At 69.3% G+C, this 19,651-nt stretch carries 15 protein-coding genes; 7 read left to right on the top strand and 8 right to left on the bottom strand.

All coding sequences use genetic code 11. The annotated features are described in order from the left end of the window. Positions 1–50 precede the first annotated feature (50 nt). Positions 51–911 (top strand): helix-turn-helix transcriptional regulator, encoded by an 861-nt coding sequence (locus OHB24_RS28075; protein ID WP_327633845.1) that lies wholly within the window; start codon positions 51–53, stop codon positions 909–911. Here the strand turns inward: OHB24_RS28075 and OHB24_RS28070 are convergent. Continuing rightward, positions 862–2,076, bottom strand: coding sequence for an MFS transporter (locus tag OHB24_RS28070; RefSeq protein WP_327633844.1), 1,215 nt, complete (start codon positions 2,074–2,076; stop codon positions 862–864). The two genes, OHB24_RS28075 and OHB24_RS28070, sit on opposite strands and share 50 nt — an antisense overlap. A gap of 67 nt (positions 2,077–2,143) precedes the next feature. Here OHB24_RS28070 and OHB24_RS28065 point away from each other — a divergent pair, with 67 nt between their 5' ends. Genes OHB24_RS28065 through OHB24_RS28055 form a run of 3 tightly spaced genes read left to right on the top strand, consistent with a single transcriptional unit; the run spans position 2,144 to position 4,830 of the window. After that, entirely contained in the window at positions 2,144–3,121 is a 978-nt protein-coding gene (locus tag OHB24_RS28065) for a DUF5937 family protein (protein WP_327633843.1), read from the top strand. 26 nt (positions 3,122–3,147) lie between these two features. Next, positions 3,148–3,819, top strand: a complete 672-nt coding sequence (locus OHB24_RS28060; protein ID WP_327633842.1) for a hypothetical protein — start codon at positions 3,148–3,150, stop codon at positions 3,817–3,819. Positions 3,820–3,864: 45 nt separating this feature from the next. After that, complete coding sequence (locus tag OHB24_RS28055) at positions 3,865–4,830, top strand: EamA family transporter (protein WP_327633841.1); 966 nt, start codon at positions 3,865–3,867, stop codon at positions 4,828–4,830. On the opposite strand, the gene OHB24_RS28050 is transcribed toward OHB24_RS28055, so the two are convergent. From OHB24_RS28050 to OHB24_RS28020, 7 genes are all read right to left on the bottom strand, one after another. Further along, positions 4,823–5,974 (bottom strand): alanine--tRNA ligase-related protein, encoded by a 1,152-nt coding sequence (locus OHB24_RS28050; RefSeq protein ID WP_327633840.1) that lies wholly within the window; start codon positions 5,972–5,974, stop codon positions 4,823–4,825. The genes OHB24_RS28055 and OHB24_RS28050 overlap by 8 nt on opposite strands. A gap of 196 nt (positions 5,975–6,170) precedes the next feature. Further along, entirely contained in the window at positions 6,171–7,280 is a 1,110-nt protein-coding gene (locus tag OHB24_RS28045; protein ID WP_327633839.1) for a glycosyltransferase family 4 protein, read from the bottom strand. Next, positions 7,277–8,524, bottom strand: a complete 1,248-nt coding sequence (locus OHB24_RS28040) for a M48 family metallopeptidase (RefSeq protein WP_327633838.1) — start codon at positions 8,522–8,524, stop codon at positions 7,277–7,279. The genes OHB24_RS28045 and OHB24_RS28040 overlap by 4 nt, the downstream gene beginning before the upstream one ends. Beyond that, positions 8,517–10,001, bottom strand: coding sequence for a hypothetical protein (locus OHB24_RS28035; RefSeq protein ID WP_327633837.1), 1,485 nt, complete (start codon positions 9,999–10,001; stop codon positions 8,517–8,519). The genes OHB24_RS28040 and OHB24_RS28035 overlap by 8 nt, the downstream gene beginning before the upstream one ends. 88 nt (positions 10,002–10,089) lie before the next feature. Continuing rightward, the gene (locus tag OHB24_RS28030; protein ID WP_327633836.1) at positions 10,090–11,151 is read right to left on the bottom strand and encodes a C40 family peptidase; all 1,062 of its coding nucleotides are present in this window, start codon (positions 11,149–11,151) and stop codon (positions 10,090–10,092) included. A 214-nt stretch (positions 11,152–11,365) separates the two neighbouring features. Then, positions 11,366–11,596 carry a hypothetical protein gene (locus OHB24_RS28025; protein ID WP_311136370.1) on the bottom strand — a complete coding sequence of 77 codons (231 nt, stop codon included), beginning with the start codon at positions 11,594–11,596 and terminating at the stop codon, positions 11,366–11,368. Positions 11,597–11,704: 108 nt separating this feature from the next. Continuing rightward, positions 11,705–13,012, bottom strand: coding sequence for an NYN domain-containing protein (locus OHB24_RS28020; protein WP_327633835.1), 1,308 nt, complete (start codon positions 13,010–13,012; stop codon positions 11,705–11,707). 183 nt (positions 13,013–13,195) lie between these two features. On the opposite strand from OHB24_RS28020, the gene OHB24_RS28015 reads away from it, so the two are divergent. The 3 genes from OHB24_RS28015 to OHB24_RS28005 all read left to right on the top strand — a co-directional run bounded on the left by OHB24_RS28015 (position 13,196) and on the right by OHB24_RS28005 (position 18,964). Further along, a complete protein-coding gene (locus OHB24_RS28015; RefSeq protein WP_327633834.1) occupies positions 13,196–15,001 on the top strand; it encodes a DEDD exonuclease domain-containing protein in 1,806 nt (601 codons plus the stop codon). A gap of 210 nt (positions 15,002–15,211) precedes the next feature. Next, entirely contained in the window at positions 15,212–15,499 is a 288-nt protein-coding gene (locus OHB24_RS28010) for an Lrp/AsnC family transcriptional regulator (RefSeq protein WP_131342153.1), read from the top strand. A gap of 129 nt (positions 15,500–15,628) precedes the next feature. After that, positions 15,629–18,964 carry a hypothetical protein gene (locus OHB24_RS28005; RefSeq protein WP_327633833.1) on the top strand — a complete coding sequence of 1,112 codons (3,336 nt, stop codon included), beginning with the start codon at positions 15,629–15,631 and terminating at the stop codon, positions 18,962–18,964. Positions 18,965–19,651: the final 687 nt, after the last annotated feature.

Below are 19,651 nucleotides of genomic sequence, written 5' to 3'. Positions count from 1 at the left end.
GGTAATGCCAGTACCTCCTTCAGGTGCGGGTGCCCGTCTACGGTGGAGGTATGGACAACCGAGCTGCGATCCGCGAGTTCCTCGCCTCGAGGCGTGCGCGGATCACCCCCGAGCAGGCGGGACTGCCGGCGTACGGCGGCAACCGCCGGGTCAAGGGGCTGCGCCGCGAAGAGGTCGCCATGCTGGCGGGAATGAGCATCGACTACTACGTGCGGCTGGAGCGCGGGAACCTGGCCGGTGCCTCTGACACCGTCCTGGAAGGTCTCGCCCGCGCGCTGCAGCTCGACGACGCCGAGCGTGCGCACCTGTTCGATCTCGCCCGCGCCGCCGAGCCGACCCCCGCGCGCCCTCGCAAGACGGCGCCCGCGACCGTGCCGGCCAGCGTCCAGCTCGTTCTCGACGCTGTGAACGATGCGCCGGCCTGGGTCCGCAACGCTCGCCACGACATGCTCGCGGCGAACCGGATGGCCCGCGCGCTCTACTCTCCGCTCCTCGCGGACCCGCGCCGCCCCGCCAACAGCGCCCGCTTCGTCTATCTCGACCCGGCCTCACACGACTTCTTCCAGGACTGGGAACGCGCCGCCGACGACATCGCCGCCATGCTGCGCTCCGAAGCCGGGCGCAATCCGCACGACAAGCTGCTGATCGAACTCATCGGTGAGCTGTCGACCCGCAGCGAGGACTTCCGCACCCGCTGGGCGGCTCACAACGTCCGCTTCCACCGCACCGGCCTGAAGAAGCTCCGCCACCCGGTCGTCGGTGACCTGGACCTGACCTTCGAGGCGATGGAGTTCCCCGCCCACCCAGGTCTCACCTTCCTCGCGTACGTCGCTCCCGTCGGCAGCCCGACCGCCGACAGCCTCAAACTCCTCGCCAGCTGGGCCGCCACCACCGAGGTCCCCCAGCACTAGGGAGGGCCTGGCGGGCTATCAGGAGGGTGGTTGTGGTGCCGAGGATGCCTGCCGCGGCCATGGTGAGGTTCGGGGCGACGAAGGAGCCGACGACGCCGCCCAGGGCGATGGTGACGCCCTGGATCGCCATCAGGCCGCTGGTTTGGACGGTGAACAGGCGGCCGCGGTTCGACGGGTCGGTGTGCTGCAGGATCATCGGGTCGATGGCCTGGTTGAAGGCGTAGCCCGAGCCGGAGATCGCGAGGAGGATCGCGGCGACCGGGATCGGCGGTGTGGCCAGGAACGCGATCGCGGGGAGCTGGCTGAGCAGCAGGAACGGGACGACGAGCCGTCGCCGCACGGAAGGGGTGAACCGCGCGACGACGAGCTCGCCGAGCACGCTGCCGACGGCGTACCCGGTGAACAACGCCCCGGCGGCAGCAGCTGCGACGCCGACCTGAGCGGTGTACGCGACGGCCAGTCCGTCCGGGACGGACGAGAACGCCGGAGCCACCCAGGTCAGCAGGATCAGGTTGCGAAGCTTCGCGTTGGCGAACAGGATCTGCAGCCCGGCCCACGAGTCGCGGACCGTGTTGCTCTTCCGCTCCCCCGGCGGCGTGTACGGCGTACCCGTCCCGATCAGCACCGCCGACGCGACGAAGGTCACCGCGTCGAGCGCCAGCAACCAGCTCGCGCCGACCACCGCGACCGCGATCCCGCCGAGTGCGAACCCGGTCAGCACCGCGACCTGGCTGATTGCCCTCAGCAAGGACCTGCCCACCGGGAAGAGGTCGGTGGGCATCAGGTGCGCGAGGCTCGCGGCCCGTGCGCCCGCGAAGATCGGCGCCACGATCCCGGTGACCAGCAACAGTCCCAGGAGTCCGCCGACCGGCATTCCCGGGATCAGCATCAGCCCGATGGCCGCGGCGCTGACCACATCGCATGCGACCAGGACCCGGCGCGCGGGGAATCGGTCCGCGACCGACGAGAACAGCACGCCGCTCACGGCGTACGGCAGGAACGAGCAGGCCAGGACGAGGGCCGACAGCAACGGCGAACCGGTCCGCTCGAAGATCAGGATGGACAGCGCGACCTGTGCCGCCACGGTTCCCAGCATCGATACGGTGTGGGCGACGTACACGGCGCGCAGGCCGGGAAGGCTGAGTACAGCTCGGTAGGACCTCACGCCGTGAGAGTGCACGTGTCCCGGCCGCGCGGCGTAGAGTTTTGGTTGTGGCCGAAAGTTCAGGGTCGTGACGGTACTGCGGTTCACGCAGGCGGACGCGCTGCGTTGCCGGTTCGGGGCGTCGCCGTTGTGGGAGACGATGTCCGCGGTGCGGGTGCTGAACGGATCGAAGCACCGGCCGTTGTACGGCGACTGGATCGCGGCGAAGCGGGACTCGGCAGCGCAACTCGACCTGCGCGGACTGTATGCGGTGCAGCCCCGCGTCGGGTTCACGCCGGACTTCCTGACTCCGCCGCCGAAGGCCTCCCGGGCGAAGTTCGCGACCGAGATCGCCCGCGTCCGGAGTACTCCGCTCGAAAAGGTCCACGCCGAACTGGTCCGATCGCGGGACGAGTTGAAGAACCCCGGCGCGCCGGACATCGACAAGATGCTCAACGACTTGGCCGGCACCCGCGAACGGCTGGCCGACGAGATCGAGGGCGCCTGGGAGACCCTGATCAAGCCGGACTGGCCTTTGATCAGCCGTGTCCTCGAGGACGACATCGCGTACCGCGGTCAGCAGTTGACCGACGCCGGCCTGGCCGGGCTGTTCGACGATCTGCACCCGACTTTGGCCTGGGAGGACGACCGCCTGCTCGCCACCCGCTACCGCGGCGAGGACCGCGATCTCGCCGGACAAGGCCTGCTCCTGGTCCCCGGGGTCTTCGCCTGGCCGTACCTGGTGATCGTCGTCGACCCGGCGTACCACCCGACCCTCGTCTACCCGGCTCGCGGCGCCGCCCGCCTGTGGTCCGACGCTCCCGCGCCCCCGGATCCGCTGGCCCGCCTCCTCGGCCGCACCCGCGCGACCCTCCTCGTCGCGCTCGACCCGCCCGCCACGACCAGCGCGCTCGCTACCCAGTACAACCTCGCCCTCGCGACGGTCGCCGAACACTTGTCGGCGTTGTACGACGCGGGTCTCGCGACACGTCGTCGTACCGGTCACCAGGTCCACTACCGCCGTACCGAAGTCGGACAGGCCGTCATCGACGCTTCCGTCGGATAACCGGCTCGCGGCGCGAGAATGCTGAGATGAACAAGCCGACGAAGGCGCTTCCGTCCAGCACCCGCCACACCCGGCGCTGGCCGGCCTCGCTGGCGGTGGTCGCGGTTCTGGTGCTGCAGGTGCTGGTGCCGACGCAGATCAACGCGCTCCCGCGGTGGCTCATGCCCGTGCTCGGTGGACTTCTGCTGCTGCCGCTGGTGTGGATGAACCCATTCCACCTGCGCCGCGACGAGCCCTGGCTGCGGTCGGTGGAGCTCGTCCTGCTCGCGATCCTGGTCGCGGTGAACGCGTACTACCTGGCCGGGATGATCTTCTTCCTGAACAACGGCGACGCCAACGAGGGCAAGGTCCTCGTGAAGAGCGCCTTGCTGATCTGGGTGACGAACGTGGTCGCGTTCGCGGTCTGGTACTGGGAGATCGACCGCGGCGGACCGTTCGCTCGGGCGCCCGAGCACGAGCGTGAGACCGAGCGGGCCGACCTGCTGTTTCCGCAGATGACCGTCGACCTGCCGGGGTGGAAGGGCTGGCTGCCCGGATTCACCGATTACCTGTACGTCGCGCTCACCAACGCGACCGCGTTCAGCCCGACCGACACGCTGCCGCTGACGGCCCGGACGAAGACGCTGATGGGCATCCAGTCTGCGATCGCGCTACTCACCGTCGCGATCGTCGCGGCCCGCGCGGTGAACGTCCTCTGAGATCACACTCGACAGCTATGTAATGGGCATGAGAGCGTTATGCCCATGTACAGCGCGAAGTCGGTGGGGTTGGGGTTCGCGGTCTTCTCCGCGATCACGTTCGGCGGGTCGGGTCCGTTCGCGAAGGCGCTGATCAGCGCCGGTTTCACGCCGCAGCAGGCGGCCTGGTTACGGATCCTCGGCGCCGCCGCGGTGCTGGTTCCGCTCGTGCTGGTCTTCCGCGGTCGCGCCGGCTTGCGCTCGGCGCGGGCGTCCTGGAAGGCGCTGGTGCTCTACGGCCTGACCGGGATCGCCGGCTGCCAGACGCTGTTCTTCATCGCCGCCAGCCGACTGCCGGTCGGCGTGGCGCTGATGCTCGAGTTCTCCGGCCCGGTCCTGGTGGTCGCGTGGCTGAAGTTCGGCCAGAAGGTCGCCGTACCGCGCTCGGCCGCGATCGGGGTGAGTATCGCGCTCGTCGGTCTCGCGACCGTGGCCGAGATCTGGTCCGGGTTGCAGATCGATCTGATCGGCCTGCTCGCCGGTCTCGGCGCGGCCGCCTGCCAGGCGACGTACTTCATCCTGATCGACAAGCTGACCGGCGCCGCGGATCCGCTCGTGATGACGGCGGCGGGCAGCGTGGTCGGCGCCGTCGTACTGACGCTGATCGCGGCACCGTGGGGTACGCCGTGGCACGTGCTGGTCGACTCGATCGCGATCGGCCAGCGGCACGCTCCCGGCTGGGTGATGGCCGCGTGGCTGATCCTGGTGAGCACGGTCGTCGCCTACCTTGCGGGCGCGGCCGCCGTACAGCGGCTCTCGGCGCCGATCGCGGGTGCGGTCGCGTACGTCGAGGTGGTCGCGGCCTGCGTCTTCGCGCTGATCCTGCTCGGCGAGACGCTGCGCACCAACCAGATCATCGGCGGCGTGATCGTCCTGGCCGGCGCGTTCGTGGCCCAGTCGTCGGTGGGGAAGGTCGCGTCACCGGAGATCCCCGACGCTCCCCGCTCCGACGTACTGGATCCGGTCATCTGAGCGAGTCCACCAGTTCCCGCGGCAGGCCGTGGGTTTCGTGCAGGTACTCGTAGTCCGTGTCGTCGAGGGACTTGTGGAACCGCTCGTGGCTGAGCACCTTGCGGCCGCGGTCGAGCAGGTTGCTGAACCGGATCTCCTCGTCGATCAGGATCCGCCGGATCAGCGTCACCGTCTCGCCCTGGTGGAAGTGACTGAGCGTGTGCTCGAACAGCTCGATCGGAACGTCGGACAGCGACCGCGACTCGTCGTTCTGCCAGAGGATTGTCAACAATCTGCGGATCAGCCGACGCAACACGTACCCGCGGCCGGTGTTCGACGGGTGCACGCCGTCGCCGACGATCACGATGCTGGACCGCAGGTGGTCGATGACGATCCGCTGCGACCGCTCGTCCAGCGTCCACAGCTTCGGGATGATCCGCATCCACGGCTCGAACAGCGAGGTCTCGTACACCGACTTCGTACCCTCGAGCAGCATCGTCAGCCGCTCCAGGCCGAGGCCGGTGTCGATGTTCTGCTGCTTGAGCTCGTCGAGCGAGCCGTCCTCGTCGCGGTTGTAGCGCATCATCACGTGGTTCCACACCTCGACCCAGCGGTCGTCGGTGGTCGGCGTGCCCTCCGGGTCACCGTCGCCGGTCCAGACGAAGATCTCCGAGTCCGGGCCGCACGGACCGGTCGGGCCGTTCGACCACCAGTTGTCGTCGGTGGTCAGCTCGATCGGCAGCCCGAGCTGCTGCCAGGTACGCAGCGACTCCTGGTCGAGCGGCACCTGATCATCGCCGCCGAACACGGTCACGTACATCCGCCGCGGATCCAGGCCGAAGCGGTCGGTGAGCAGCTCGTACCCCCAGCGCAGGGTCTCGTTGCTGCCGTAGTCCCCCAGCGACCAGGAGCCCAGCATCTCGAACACGGTCAGGTGGGTCGGATCCCCCACCTCGTCGAGATCGGTGGTTCGCAGGCATCGCTGGATGCCCACGAGTCTGCGTCCCAGTGGATGTGGTTCGCCTTCCAGGTACGGCGTGAGCGGATGCATCCCCGAGGTCGTGAAGAGCACGGGATCGCCGAGCCGCGGAATGAGCGTGGACCCGGTCGTCGGGACGTGCTCGCGGTCGAGGAAGAAGTCGATGAAAGTCCTGCTGATGCTCATGGTTCTCGTCCTTGTCGAATTCAGGACCGGAACCAGACCACCGGGCTACAGAAACAACAACACCGGCGAACCGTTTCCGGTCGCCGGTGGAAGTTTGGGAATGTCAGGCCGCGGCAGCCGGGGAGCGGAAAGCTCGTACGGCTGCGATAAGTCGGAACATTCGGTGCATGTCGGTCAGAGTACACGACTCCGCGCGTCAGATGTCCAGCAGTTCTCTCAGCGTGGCGCCGGACCGATCCCAGGTCCACTCGGCCTCGACCCACTGGCGGCCTGCTGCGCCCAACTCGCGAGGGTCGGTGAGCAGTTCGACGATGCGCACCGCGACGGCTGCCGGGTTGTACGGGTCGACCAGGTACCCGGTCGTCCCGTGGATCACGGTGTCGGCCGCGCCACCCGAGTCGCCCACCAGCACCGGCTTGCCAGTGGCCGACGCCTCCAGCGTGACGATGCCGAGCGCCTCCGGCTCCAGCCCGAACCGCCGCGTCCGGCACGGCATCGCGAACACATCGGCAGCATCGACGTACGGCGGAATCTCGGCCCACGGAACCGGCCCCGTGAACACCACCGCGTCCGCCACGCCGGCGCTCACCGCCAACTCCTCGAGGTACTCGCGGTCCGGCCCACCGCCCACCAGCAGCAGCCGCGCATCGGGCACCGACTGCTGGACTCGCGACCACGCGCGGATCAGCGTGTCCTGCCCCTTCCGGCGAATCAGCCGCGACACACAAGCGACCACCGGAACGCCATCCAGCCCGAGCCCCTTGCGGATCTGATCTCCCCCACACCCCGGAGCGAAGCGCCGCGTGTCGACCCCCGGCGTCAGTCTCCGCATCCGTTGAGCGGCCGCCGGCGACAGCGCCGGAGCGATCCGCTCGCCACACCACGACGACACGGTCGTCACCGTGTCCGCCGCATCACCGATCCGCCGCAGCGCCTGCCGAGCCCCGGGTACGCCGGCCCACCAGGTCTCATGTCCGTGTGTCAGCGCGACGATCCGCCGCGCACCGGCCCGCCGCAGCGCCCCACCCATCAACCCGAGCGGAGCCGCCGCCCCGAACAGGATCCGGTCGGCGCCGTACTCGCGCATCAGCCCGACCGCCCGCTTCGTGACACGGGCCGTGGGCAACAACATCGACGTACGGTCCCGGATGACAGGGAACGGCAGCATCGCGTCGTACGCCGCGTCGCCTACCTCGCGGGACGTGTAGACGACCACGTCGGGCAGTTGGTCGCACAACGAGCGGACGAACGTCTCGATCCCGCCCTGGCGCGGCGGGAAGTCGTTGGTGACGACCAGGACGGTCATCGTTGGGCCAGCGGTGGGACCGTGCCGCCGTTCTCGGCGGCCCACGCGCGGCCCATCGCGATCCGCTCCGGCGCGGTCGGGTGACTGGCGAACATCCAGTACCGCCAGGCGCTCGGGTCGAGTCCCGAGATGTTCCGGACGGCGAGGTCGTGCTGCATCGCGACGAAGTCCTGCGGGTCGTTCGTCAGCCGGAGCGAGTGGTAGTCGGCGCGCGCCTCGATCTTGCGGCTCACCAGGTTCTGAATCGGGCTCGCGAGCGTCGTACCGGCCACGATCAGCGCGACCAGCATCGCCGTACGCCGGGGATCCGCGAGCCGGGGCCCGAGCAACAGGTACAGCAACGTGATGCCGAACGCCGTACCGAGGACGCCGATCAACGTGCCGTGCAGTACGTCGTCCTCGGCCGCGTGCCCGAGCTCGTGCGCGACGACGAGCCGGACCTGCGCGGGCGGCGTGTCCTTCAGGAGCGTGTCGTAGACGACCAGCCGACGGGTCGAGCCGAAGCCCGACACGTACGCGTTCAGGGCCGTGGTCCGCTTCGAGGCGTCCGCGACCAGCACGTCCTTCACCGGTACGCCGTCCTCGGCCGCGAGCTTCAGGAAGTCGTTGCGCAGGGCACCGGCCGGCATCGACGTGAAGTTGTTGAACCGCGGCTCGATCAGCACCGGGTACGCGAACGACACGCCCAGCACGAGCAGCGCCGCGGCGATTGCCCCAGGCAACCACCAGCCCTGGCGCCAGCGTTTCGCCAACGCCACCAGGACAATCGCGAGCACCCCGACCCCGAGTGAGGTGATCGCCCAGTTCACGCCGCGGTCCCAGACCCACAACCGCCAGTTCTCCACGGCCAGCCCGTACTTCAGGCTGACCCGCTGGGCGAGTACGTCGGTCGGGACCGTGAGCAGGTTGGTGATCAGGGCGACCGCGGCCACCGTGACCGGTACGGCGAGGAACCACCAGCGGATCCGCAGACCGTCGTACAACCGGCGGCCCAGCGGGCTGAAGCCGATCACCAGCGGGACCACGACCGAGATGATCCAGGACGCCGTCGACCAGCGGAGGATCTCGTGCCGGAACGCGTTCTGGCGGGCGATCTCCGCGGCCGTGAAGTCCAGCGCGGCGTCCGGCTTCGGCAGGTCGATCAGATGCCACGGTGTGGTGACGGCGATCGTGAAGACCAGCGCGAGCGCCAGCAGCCCGCCCGCGGCGCGAGGCGCCCACGGGCTGGAAGATTTCTTAGGCACCGGCGAGCCGCTCGAGGTACTTCTGCCACTCCGCGACGAACTCGGCCTCGGTCATCCCGAGCACCGACTTGAACGCGTCCGGCAGCCCGGCCGAGGTCTTCGACGCGTGCACCGCCCGATAGAACTTCACCAGCTTGTCCTGTCCCTCGCGCTCGGCGATCAGCCGGCAGGCCAGCCACGCCGACTCGTACGCCTGCGGCAGCTCGGTTGCCGACGCCGCGAACGCCTCCGGTGTCGGCAACGTGGCGGGTACCTTCCCCGCGCGCACCGCCTTGAACAACTCCTTCGCCGCCGACTCGTCCTGCACGGGTACGGCGGTGAACGCGACGTAGTCCGCGAAACCTTCGGCGAGCCACAACGGCACCGGCGAGGCGGTCGCGGTCGACGCGACGTGGGTGGTCTCGTGGGTCAGCACGATCCGGCGACCCTGCTTGCCGAGTTCCTCGAACAGCTTCGGGTTCGCGACGATCCGCACCGGCGCCCCGACCGCCGGGGTGTCCAGCTCGGCCATCGTGACGGCGGCGATCTGGGTGTACGTGTTCGGCTGCGCGCCGAGGACACCTTCCATCTGGGCCTGTTTCGCGGGCAGGTAGATGACTACCTTCTGCCGCCAGCCCTTGCCCCACACCTTCGTCACCGACTCGACCGCCTTGTCTGCAACCGAGACGTAGCTTCTCGCCTCGGACTCCGAGTCGAGGCTGATGACCAGGCTGTGCTTGCCCTTGGCGAGGTCGATCGGGCCGAGCGCCCAGACCGGACGGCGCTGTCCCGCCACGAACCGCTCCGAGAACGAGGCGGCGTACGTCTTGCCGTCGCGGGTCACGAACGTCACCGGAAGGGTCTCGCGCGCGGGCTTCACGTCGTACCCGGAGAGCTGCCAGGAGACCTCGACCTGCGCCAACCAGGACTGCGTCCCGCCGAGCTCTGCCTGCCGGTCCGGAGTCAGGGCGGCACTGTCGTCGCTCACGTACCGTAACTGGAAGGTGCCGAGCGGGAGCGCGCTGAGGTTGCTGAAGATCGTCCGTGCACTGGTCCGGAAAGCCGTGGCCTTCGGGTCGATCGTGTTCAGGAACTCGGTGCGGTTCTCGTTCTCGACCGCGTCGGTCATCTTCTGCAGAACCGCTTCGCCGGCGACCGCCCGCTGTACGCCGGCCTGGGCCTGGTCGGGCGTGGTCGAGGTCGACTGCGACGGCTGGTGCGCTCCGGCGCCGTTCGGGTCGGCCGGCGCGTTGGCGATGTGCTGCAGCCCGGCGTACCCGGCTCCGGCAACCAGGCAGACGGCGACGCCGAGGGCGACCTTCTTCAGGATCGGTGCGAACGGCGGGCGCTGCGGATCGTCGGCGTACGACTCCGACAGGTGGTCGATCGGCTCCTCAGCGTCACCAGCCGATGGGATCACCGGCAGCGGAACCGTGTCGCCGTGCTCGTCGATCACCTCGGCCTCTCGCTGATCACCTGCCCCAGTCAGGCGGGACACCCGGCCTCCTCCGACACTACGACATCACCGTCAAACGCATCGGCTCCGGGGAGAACCCCGGAGCCGATGAGTATGTCAACGTGGCAGGTCAGCCCGGACGGACCGCGGTGTTGTACGGGTTCTCGTCGAGCGGGCTGATCTCGACGCTCTTGCCCGGACGGGGAGCGTGCACGATCCGGCCGTTGCCGAGGTAGATGCCGACGTGGCTGATCGGGCTGAAGAAGAAGACCAGGTCGCCCGGCATGAGCTCGGACTTGCTGACCCGGCGGCCCTCGCCGGCCTGCGCCTTCGACGAGTGCGACAGCGAGACGCCGGCCTTGCCCCACGCGTACATGGTCAGGCCCGAGCAGTCGTACGAGTTGGGACCTGCGGCACCCCAGACGTAGGAGTCACCGAGCTGCGACAGGGCGGCGTTGATCGCGATCTTCGCGCGGCCGCTGGCCGGGACGTTCGGCAGGTCCTTGTCGTCGCCGGTGCGGTCGCCGTCGCGGGTCGGGCGCTGCTTGCGCGCCTCCTCCGCCTCCTTGGCGTTCTCTTCGTCGATCTTCTTCCGCTCGGCGTCGCTGAGCTTGTCGAGGACCTTCTCGGCCTGGTCGAGGTTGCCCTGCAGCTGCTTCTTGAACGCGTCCTGCTTGGCCTGCACGGCCTGCAGCGCCGACAGCTCGGTCTGCTCACTGGCTTGCAGGTCGGTGAGCTTGCCCTGCGCGACCTGGAAACGACGGAGCGCCGAGTTCTGCTGGCCGGCGAAGGCCTGGGCGGTGGACGCCTGGCTGAGGAACTGGTCCGGGTTGCTCGACAGCAGCAGCTGCGCCGTCGTGGAGATGCCCGAGGTCTGGTAGCCGGCCACCGCGAGGGAGCCGATCTGCCGCTTCACCGAGTCCACCTGGGCCTGCTGCTTGGCGATCCCCGCCTGCAGGGCCTTCACGCGGGCGCTCGAGGCCGTGATCTGGCCACGCAGGTCGTTCGCCGACTCACCGGCCTCTTCGGCCTTGTGCTGCAGAGCGGCGACCTGCTTCTTCGCCTCCTCCAGGGTGGGCTTGGGGTCGGCGTCAGCCGCTCCCTGGATCAGGAACACACCCGCAGCGACAGCCGTGCTGGTGATGGCGGCGAGGGCGATTCCCTTGGTGCGGTTGATGCGTCCGATGGACACAGCCCGGTCGGTCCCTTCCTCTGCTCACGCCGTCCCCGATGACCTGGCCCTCCGCGGACATCGGTCCGCAGGATCCGCCGGGTCACTCCCTCGGCTTGCCGCTGCCCGGTCGGCCGGAGCGGCCGACACCCTGAGGCAACGAGACGTAACAGTAGTGACCGTTTCGTGACCAGTGCAATTCGCCCCTCGGGTTTGATCCAAAATTAACGAAGGATCAACCCGACCCAACGGCCGTTTCGTCTTCTCCGGCAGGCGATTCGGCAGCAATGTCCGGCTCGACACTACTGACCGCGTGCACGAGGCGTAGCGGTGGGACCAGCCCTGAGTCCGCGAGCGCGTCCAGGGCGGCCTTCTCGTCGTCGTCGATGCGCAGGCTGCCGGACCGTTCTTCCGAGAACCCGAGCACTACCGTGACGACGCAGTCCTGGCAGCCGGGACCCTTCATCACACAAGCGTCGCAGTCGATCAGCACAACATCCTCCAAGTGGGGAAGCACCCGGACTTGCATCCGGCTGAGAAGGACGCTAGAGAACCCCGCCGACAGTTTTTGTCGTCAGGTGCGTGCGATGCGTGCTGTGAGGCTGCTTGCGGACAGTGAGCGGGCGCCGAGCTTGATGATGCTGTCGGCAACCTCGCGGTCGGTGGAAACGACCACCACCGGGCGGCCGGGGGGCTCGGCGCGGACCAGTTGCCGGATCACCTCGTCGGCGATCACCCCGGCGGGACTGAACCGCACCCGCACACCACGCGGCGGGTTCAGCTGCACCGGTCCCGACAGCTCGGCGCCGTCGAACACCACAGTGACCTCGATCCGGCGTTGCGCGACCAGTGCGCCCAACGCCGTGACGAGTCGCTGACGCTGCGAGTGCAACGGCGAGTTCGGCCAGGCGGTCTTCGTCACGTTGTAGCCGTCGATGATCAGATGCACCTGCGGCAACGCCAGCAACTCGTCGAACAACGCCGGGTCGTCCTCAGGCGCCGTACGTCCGACTGGGGCGGCCTCGGGCTCGGAACCGGCCACGGTATCCGCCGGGCGGAGCTCTCCCCCGGGTGGCAAGGCGAGTTCGCGGCGCAGACCGCTCGCTGCCTCGAGCAACGTGTCGAGCAACAGCCGGGTGCGCGTCGACGCGAGCTCCCGCTCCTGTCCCGCCGTACGCCGGGCCGCGTGCTCGACTGCTTCCAGTTCGGTGATCCTGGTGCGGAGCTTGCGCAGCTCACGCTCGACGTCGGCACGTGCCGCGTCGACGCGTTCGTCGGCGGTCTCGGCTTCCTTGGTGCGTTGCTCGACCTCGGTCTGCAGACCGGTGATCCGCTGCCGCGCCTCGTTGAGCTTGCGCCGGAGCGTGACGTTCTCGGCCTTGAGCTCGTTGACCTGTTCACGAAGCCGTTCGCGGACCTGCCGGGTCTCGGTGCGCGCGTGGTCGAGCTGGTCGGCGAGCCGGTTGACGGCTTCCTCGTCGGCGCGCGGATTCTCCACCGGGACCTGGGCGGCCGCGGCGATGTGCTGCTCCCAGTCGTCCGGGCGCAGCAGGTACGCGAGCGCGGCGACCTCCACCGGATCCGCGGCCGGTACGGCGATGCCGTCGGCCACCGCATCGCCGAGTTCCGGGTGATCCCGCCGTACCTCGAAGGCGGCGAGCCGACGGAAATGGTCGTCGGTCTCCAGGATCGGCCCGAGCACTGAGGCGGACAGCTTCGCCCGTTTCGCCGGCGCGAAGCTGGCGAACCGGCGCAGCGGCGCCGGGATGTCGGACGCGGGCAACTGGCCGAGTGCGTGCGCGGCGAGGGTCAGGACGCGTTGCCGGACCGGTTCAGGCAAAGTCGTAGCGGCGGAGCTCGCGGCGGTGCCGGCCTCAGTCACCGGTCCGCAGTCCGGCCGGAACGACAGGCTGGCAGCAGCTGCTGGGCCAGTGACGCAGACCACAGCGAGCGGGCATCCGGCCCGGAATCGCGGTGATCGCCTGTGTACGCATACAGAGAGCCTAGTCGACTTGCAGGCGTGTCACCTGCGGAATTGTCGGTGGCGGCTCTTAGCGTCGTGGACATGACCAGCCCAGGGCATGCGCAGGCCCAGGATTCCGCCGAGCATCCGTTGCTGCCGATCCGCGGTGTGCAGCACAGCTTCGACGACCTGGGTACGCCGCTGCGGGACATCACGTTCTGCGTCGTCGATCTGGAGACCACGGGCAATCCGCCGGGCGAGGGCGGCATCACCGAGATCGGCGCGGTCAAGGTGCGCGCGGGTGAGGTGATCGGCGAGTTCCAGACGCTGGTGAACCCGTCGGAGACGATCCCGCCGTTCATCGCCGTACTGACCGGCATCACGAACGGGATGGTTGCCACGTCCCCCCGGATCGAGTCGGTGCTGCCCGCGTTCCTGGAGTTCGCGCAGGGCTGCGTGATGGTCGCGCACAACGCGCCGTTCGACATGGGCTTCCTGAAACACGAGAGTCTCGTGCACGGGTACGACTGGCCCGACTTCGCGGTCGTCGACACCGCGCTGCTGGCGCGCCGCGTGATCACCCCGGACGAGGCGCCGAACTGCAAACTCGGCACGCTGGCCAAGCTGTTCCGTACGACGACCACGCCGAACCACCGCGCACTGTCTGACGCCCGCGCGACGGTCGACGTGCTGCACGGGCTGTTCGAGCGGGTCGGGTCGTTGGGCGTGCAAACGGTGGAGGACCTGCAGACGTTCTCGTCCCGGGTCGCGCCGGCCGTCCGGGCCAAGCGCCACCTGGCCGAGTCGTTGCCGCACGCACCGGGTGTGTACCTGTTCACCGACGACCGCGGCGAGGTGCTGTACGTCGGGAAGTCCAAGGACCTGCGCACCCGCGTCCGCTCGTACTTCACCGCCTCCGAGACCAGGAACCGGATCGGCGAGATGGTCGGCATCGCGACCGCCGTCCGCGGGATCGAGTGCGGGACGCCGCTGGAGGCCGAAGTACGCGAGCTGCGGCTGATCGCGGAGCACAAACCGCGGTACAACCGGCGGTCCAAGTTCCCGGAGCGGCAGCACTGGCTGAAGGTCACGATCGAACCGTTTCCGCGGTTGTCGCTGGTCAAACAGGTGCGTGACGACGACGCCGGGTACCTCGGGCCGTTCAGCTCGCGGAAGACGGCCGAGCGGGCGATGGCCGCGCTGCACGAGGCGTTCCCGATCCGGCAGTGCACCGCGCGGATGTCCAAGCACCCGCAGTTGTCGCCGTGCGTGCTGGCCGAGATGGGCCGGTGCGTGGCGCCCTGCGACGGGCGGATCTCGACGGATTCGTACGGCGAGTTCGTCGACGGTCTGCGGTCCGCGCTGACCGTGGACCCGACGCCGGTCGTCGACGCGCTCGACCGGCGGATCGACGTACTGTCCGCGGACGAGCGGTTCGAGGACGCCGCGGTCCATCGGGACCGGTTGAGCGCGTTCGTGCGGAGCTCGGCGCGGATGCAGCGGATGGCGTCGCTGACCGGGTGCGCCGAGATCTGTGCCGCCAGGCGGACCGACGACGGCGGCTGGGAGCTGCACGTGATCCGCCGCGGCCGGCTCGCGGCGGCCGGGTTCAGCCCGCGCGGGACGGACCCGCGACCGCATCTGGAGATGCTGCGCGCTTCGGCCGAGACGGTGCTGCCCGGGATCGGGCCGGTCGCGGCAGCGTCGCCGGAGGAGATCGAGCTGATCCTGCGCTGGCTCGAGCTCCCCGGTATCCGCCTGGTCGAGATGGACGGCACCTGGACCTGCCCGGTCGGCGGTGCCGGGCGGCACCTCACGCGCCTCGACAACTCGCACTCCGACCGCCACCAGCACCCCACCGAACGCCGCCGCAGCCTCCGCCCGCTAGGTCCTGCGCGAGTCAGTTAGGCCCCGCTGAGCTGGTGGTCGGCGCGGATCGGGCCGCCGGGCCGATCGATGCCGACGGCAAGTTCCTCGTCCCCCGCCGGGTGGGACCATCGCCCAGCGCAGCTTCACCAGGTCGCGGATCCCGGGATCGAGGGCGCTGCGGCGCCTCGGCCGCACTATGCTTCAGCCCGTTGAGGTGTGAGCTCTGGACGGGTGTTAGGAGAGGACGGCATGGTCACCGCGATCGTGTTCATCAAGGCCGACGTCGCACGGATCCCTGAGGTCGCCGAGCAGGTGGCGACGATCGACGGCGTCAGCGAGGTGTACTCCGTGACCGGCGGGCTCGACCTGATCGCCCTCGTCCGGGTCGCGCGGCACGACGACCTGGCCACCGTCATCCCCGAGCACGTCAACCGGGTGCCCGGCGTACTGAGCACCGAGACGCACATCGCGTTCCGCGCCTACTCGAGCCACGACCTGGAAGCGGCCTTCAGCCTGGGCGAGGAGAACGGGGTCTAGCTCCTCAGGGGCTGGACCAACCGATCCGACTGACACGAGCTGAAGTTACGGTGAATACATGAACGTCCGGGGTCAGTTTCTTGCCGAGCAGGTCCGCGCCTTCGCGCCGGTACCGAAGCGAGGACGCGGATGAGCAACCCGCCTGCCGGCTGGTACCCCGACCCCACCGGCCAGCCGCACACGATCCGCTTCTGGAACGGGGAGAAGTGGACCAACAGAACCGAACACGAGGACAAGGCCGCGGAGCTAGCCGCCGAGGCCGACGACTCCGCGGCCAAAGCCGACCCCACCCCCACCGCCACGCAACCGGCTGAGACCCCCCAACAGCAGCCTCAGCCAGACCCCGAGCCAACCCAGCAACAATCCTGGCCCGCCCAGCAGGACCCCGAGCCGGCCCAGCAACAGTTCTGGCCGGCCCAACCAGACCCTGAACCTGGCCCGCAGCAGTCCTGGCCTAGCCAGCCGGACCCCGAGCCCGCACAGCAGCAGTCCTGGCCGGCGCAGCAGGACGCGCAGCCTGAGTCCGCTCAGCCGTGGTCTGGGCAGCAGCAGTGGCCGGAGCAGCAGTCCGCCGACCCAGCGCAGCAGCAGCAGCAGTGGGCTGCGAACCAGCAGCCGTGGTCGGCCGACCAGTTCAGCTCGTACGAGCAGGCCGACCCCGACACCGAGCAGACCCAGCAACAGTCCTGGCCTGCCCAACCGGACCCCTGGCCGCAGCAGTCGCCCACTCAGGACAACTCCTCCGCGCCCGACCAGAACCAGCAGCAGCCATGGTCTGGCAACCAGCAGCCCTGGTCGGCGGAGCAGCAGAACTGGTCAGCTGACCAGTTCAGCTCGTACGAGCAGACTGACCCGAACGCCGAGCAGACCCAGCAGTGGCCAGCACAAGCCACTCCCCACGACCAGGGCAACCCGAGCACGCCGGACCACGAGCAGACCCAACAACAACCGTGGTCCGCTCAACAGCAATGGCCGGAGCAGCAGCCAGCCGACCCGTCGCAACAGCAGTGGTCCGCGAACCAGCAGCCGTGGTCAGCCGACCAGTTCACCTCCTACGAACAGGCCGACCCCGACACCGAGCAGACCCAACAACAGTCCTGGCCTGCCCAACCCGACGCCTGGGCGCAGCAATCGCCCCAGCAGGGCGACCACGGCACCGCTGACCTAGAGCAGACCCAGCAGCAGCCGTGGTCAGCTAACGAGCAACCGTGGTCCGCTGACCAGTTCACGTCGTACGACCAGCCCACACACGAAAACCAAACGCCGCATCAGCCCACGCCAGACAACCAGGCTCCGCAGCAAGCCACGCCTGAGAACTGGGGCACCGAGCAGCAGCCGGTTCAGCCTGTGCAGAGTGAGTCGCAGGGTCCTGCGCTGCGTGCGGTGCAGGAGACCGGCGACGCGGCTCAGGCCGATCAAGCGGGCGGAGGCGGCTGGTGGCAACCCGCCGCCACCCCGCAACTGTGGGACACACCTTCCACCGGCAACGACGGACCCACCCCCGGCGGCGCCCGCCTACGCGCAGTCTCCCCGAACACCGAGCCCTCGCCCCCCGCCGAGGAGACCGCGTCCACGGCGTCTACCGAGGACGCTACGTCCGTGGCGAGTGCTGAGGGTGCTGGGGAGGATGGGAGCGCGGCGGATCGTGCGCGCGCGACCTGGGGTGCGCCGGAGCTCGCGTCCGCACCACCGGAGCACTGGACGCAGCGCGAGGTCTCGGAATTCGAAGCAGCACAGGCCGCGGCCGACGCCGACGTACAGGCGGAGGAAGCGTCCAGCGGCTGGACCCTCAAGCTCGCCCCGGACCCGACCGACGACACAACCGACGACTCCACGGCCGTCCCCTCAGCAGCCACTCCGTCCGCAACAGCCGCCGACGCACAGACCGCCAGCACGCAGGCCGGTGACGCGCAGGCCGCGGACGACCTTGCGGCGCAGGTGGCCGACCAGCGGGCAGCGGACGACCAGGCAGCGCGGGTAGCCGACCAGCGGGCAGCGGACGAGCTGGCCGCGGAGCAGGCGGCGGACGAGGCTGAGGCGGCCGGCCAGTTCCAGCCGAACTGGGGCAGCCAGTCCGGAGACGGGCAGGACCAGGAGGCGAGTGACGTCCCTGCATGGGGCGTCGAGGCCGCGGACGACGAAGGCTCGAAGACACCAGAGGAGGCCGCCCCACTCTGGACCGTGCCCGGGACGCCGGACACCACTCCGGAGCAGCCGGTACAGCTCTGGGGCGACCAACCCCAACAACCGACCCCCGACCAAGACCAGAACTGGAACGGACAGCAGTCCGGTAGCCAGAGCACGGGCGCGACACCGGCTGCGCAGCCGGGGCAGGTTTGGGGCTCGCAGCAGGCTACGGCGGGGACCGATGCGCCGGCCGACAACGGCTGGGGTGCAGGCGACCAGCACGGCGTACAGGAATCAGGGCCGTGGGGACAGCAGGCAACCCAGACCGGTCAGCAAGGTGGCGACCAGTCGTGGGCCGGGCAGTCCTGGCCCGTAGAGCAGTCCAGCAACCAGCAGAACGCGCAGCAGCCGGCGCAGCAGACCGGCCAGCAGCAGTGGGGCGCCCAGCAGGGCGCTGGTGTGCAGCAGGGCGGCCAGCAGGCGTGGGGCGATCAGCAGACGCAGCAGCGGGCCTGGGGTGACGACGGGAACGAGGCTTGGGGCGGCCAGACCGATCTGAGTTCCGGCGTCGGCAAGCGGGAAGGCAAGAGCAAGAAGAAGACGAAGAGCTCCGGCGGTGGTGGTGGTCCGTTCGGCGGGAAGATGCCGTTGATCATCGCCGGCGGCGTCGCGGTGGTGCTGCTGATCGTCGCCGCGGTGGTCCTGCTCACCAACGGGGACGACAAGACGGCCGACCCCGATCCGACCGGTACGCCGACGCAGAGCGGCTCGGCCTCGCCGACGAACCAGTCCAGCGGCAAGCCCGGTCAGTCGAAGGACCCGAAGCTGCACGAGGGCGCCGGGCGGATCGCGTCGGACGCGATCTCGTTCCCGCGCCGGAACCCGCCGTGGTCGGACCGCAAGCGCCTCGTCGAGCAGCTGATCAACTCGAACGGGCAGCGCATCCTCCTGAAGGAGAACGTCGTCGAGCAGGACGACTGGAGCGCGGACATCTTCGTCGGCGGTCTGGGCACCGCGTCCGGGTTCAACGGCGACCCGAAGGCGACCGCGGCGTCGCTGTCGATCAAGCTGCGCGAAAACATGTACGGAAACATCCCGGTGACCTACAAGACGGTCGCCAACGGCCCTGTGAAGCGGACGGACAAGGCGGGCTGGTTCTTCCAGCAGACCGTGACCGCGACGACGACCGCGGTGACCGATCGGGTGCTTACCCTGACGGTGGCCGTATTCGATCTCGGTGACGGGACCGCGGTCGCGTACATCAGCGGCATCCCGAACAACCGCCCGGACCTGAAGAAGGCCGCGGACCAGGCCTACCTAGGAATCAACGTTGGCTGAGAACGAAGACCAGACCCCCGAGCGCCCCAACACCCCGGAGGGCACGCCGGACACCCCGGCACGCCCACAGTCCCCCGACCCCCTGGCCGGCACCCCCCAAGCACCCCCCACCCCGAACCCCTGGCCAAACGCCCAGCCGCAAACCCCCGGCCAGGCACAGGCTCCGGGACAGGGTGCGGGACAGCCGCAGGGTTTTGGACAGGCACAGGGCGCGGGACAGCAGGGTTCGGAGCAGGGTGGATCGTCGGACGCGCTGTTCGGGCAGTCACCTGCTCCGGCGCCGCCTCCCCCGCCGCCGGTCCGGCCGCAGCACTCAGGCCAAGCACAACACTGGACCAACCAACCGCCGCAGCCTGCGAACCCTCAGCAGCCGACCGCACAGCAGTCAGGCGCGCAGCCGCAGCCAGGCCCGCAACAGTCGGGCACGCAGCCGCAGCAAGGCACGCATGGCGCGACGTGGGGTGTGCAGCCAGGTGCACAACCAACTGGGCCACAGCACAGAGGACCTCAGCAGTCCGGCGGCCAGCAGTCCGGCCAGCAATCCGGTGCGCAGCAGTCAGGTGGCCCGCAGACAGGTGCGCAGCAGGGGCGTCCGCAGCATGCGGCTCCTCCGGCTGGTCCGCAGTACGGCGGACAGCGGCCGGTGTCGCCTCAACAGGGTCAGCCGTCACAAGCAGGTCAACCGCA

Origin of the sequence: Kribbella sp. NBC_00482 (genome assembly GCF_036013725.1) — a bacterium.
In the GTDB taxonomy this organism is placed as follows: Bacteria; Actinomycetota; Actinomycetes; order Propionibacteriales; family Kribbellaceae; genus Kribbella.
This window is presented reverse-complemented; position numbering and strand designations above follow the sequence as displayed.

Excerpts from the sequence above, each read along its gene's own strand:
- OHB24_RS28075 (WP_327633845.1), top strand. The coding sequence starts at position 51 with ATGGACAACCGAGCTGCGATCCGCGAGTTCCTCGCCTCGAGGCGTGCG.
- OHB24_RS28060 (WP_327633842.1), top strand. The coding sequence starts at position 3,148 with ATGAACAAGCCGACGAAGGCGCTTCCGTCCAGCACCCGCCACACCCGG.
- OHB24_RS28055 (WP_327633841.1), top strand. The coding sequence starts at position 3,865 with ATGTACAGCGCGAAGTCGGTGGGGTTGGGGTTCGCGGTCTTCTCCGCG.
- OHB24_RS28050 (WP_327633840.1), bottom strand. The coding sequence starts at position 5,974 with ATGAGCATCAGCAGGACTTTCATCGACTTCTTCCTCGACCGCGAGCAC.
- OHB24_RS28045 (WP_327633839.1), bottom strand. The coding sequence starts at position 7,280 with ATGACCGTCCTGGTCGTCACCAACGACTTCCCGCCGCGCCAGGGCGGG.
- OHB24_RS28025 (WP_311136370.1), bottom strand. The coding sequence starts at position 11,596 with ATGAAGGGTCCCGGCTGCCAGGACTGCGTCGTCACGGTAGTGCTCGGG.
- OHB24_RS28015 (WP_327633834.1), top strand. The coding sequence starts at position 13,196 with ATGACCAGCCCAGGGCATGCGCAGGCCCAGGATTCCGCCGAGCATCCG.
- OHB24_RS28010 (WP_131342153.1), top strand. The coding sequence starts at position 15,212 with ATGGTCACCGCGATCGTGTTCATCAAGGCCGACGTCGCACGGATCCCT.
- OHB24_RS28005 (WP_327633833.1), top strand. The coding sequence starts at position 15,629 with ATGAGCAACCCGCCTGCCGGCTGGTACCCCGACCCCACCGGCCAGCCG.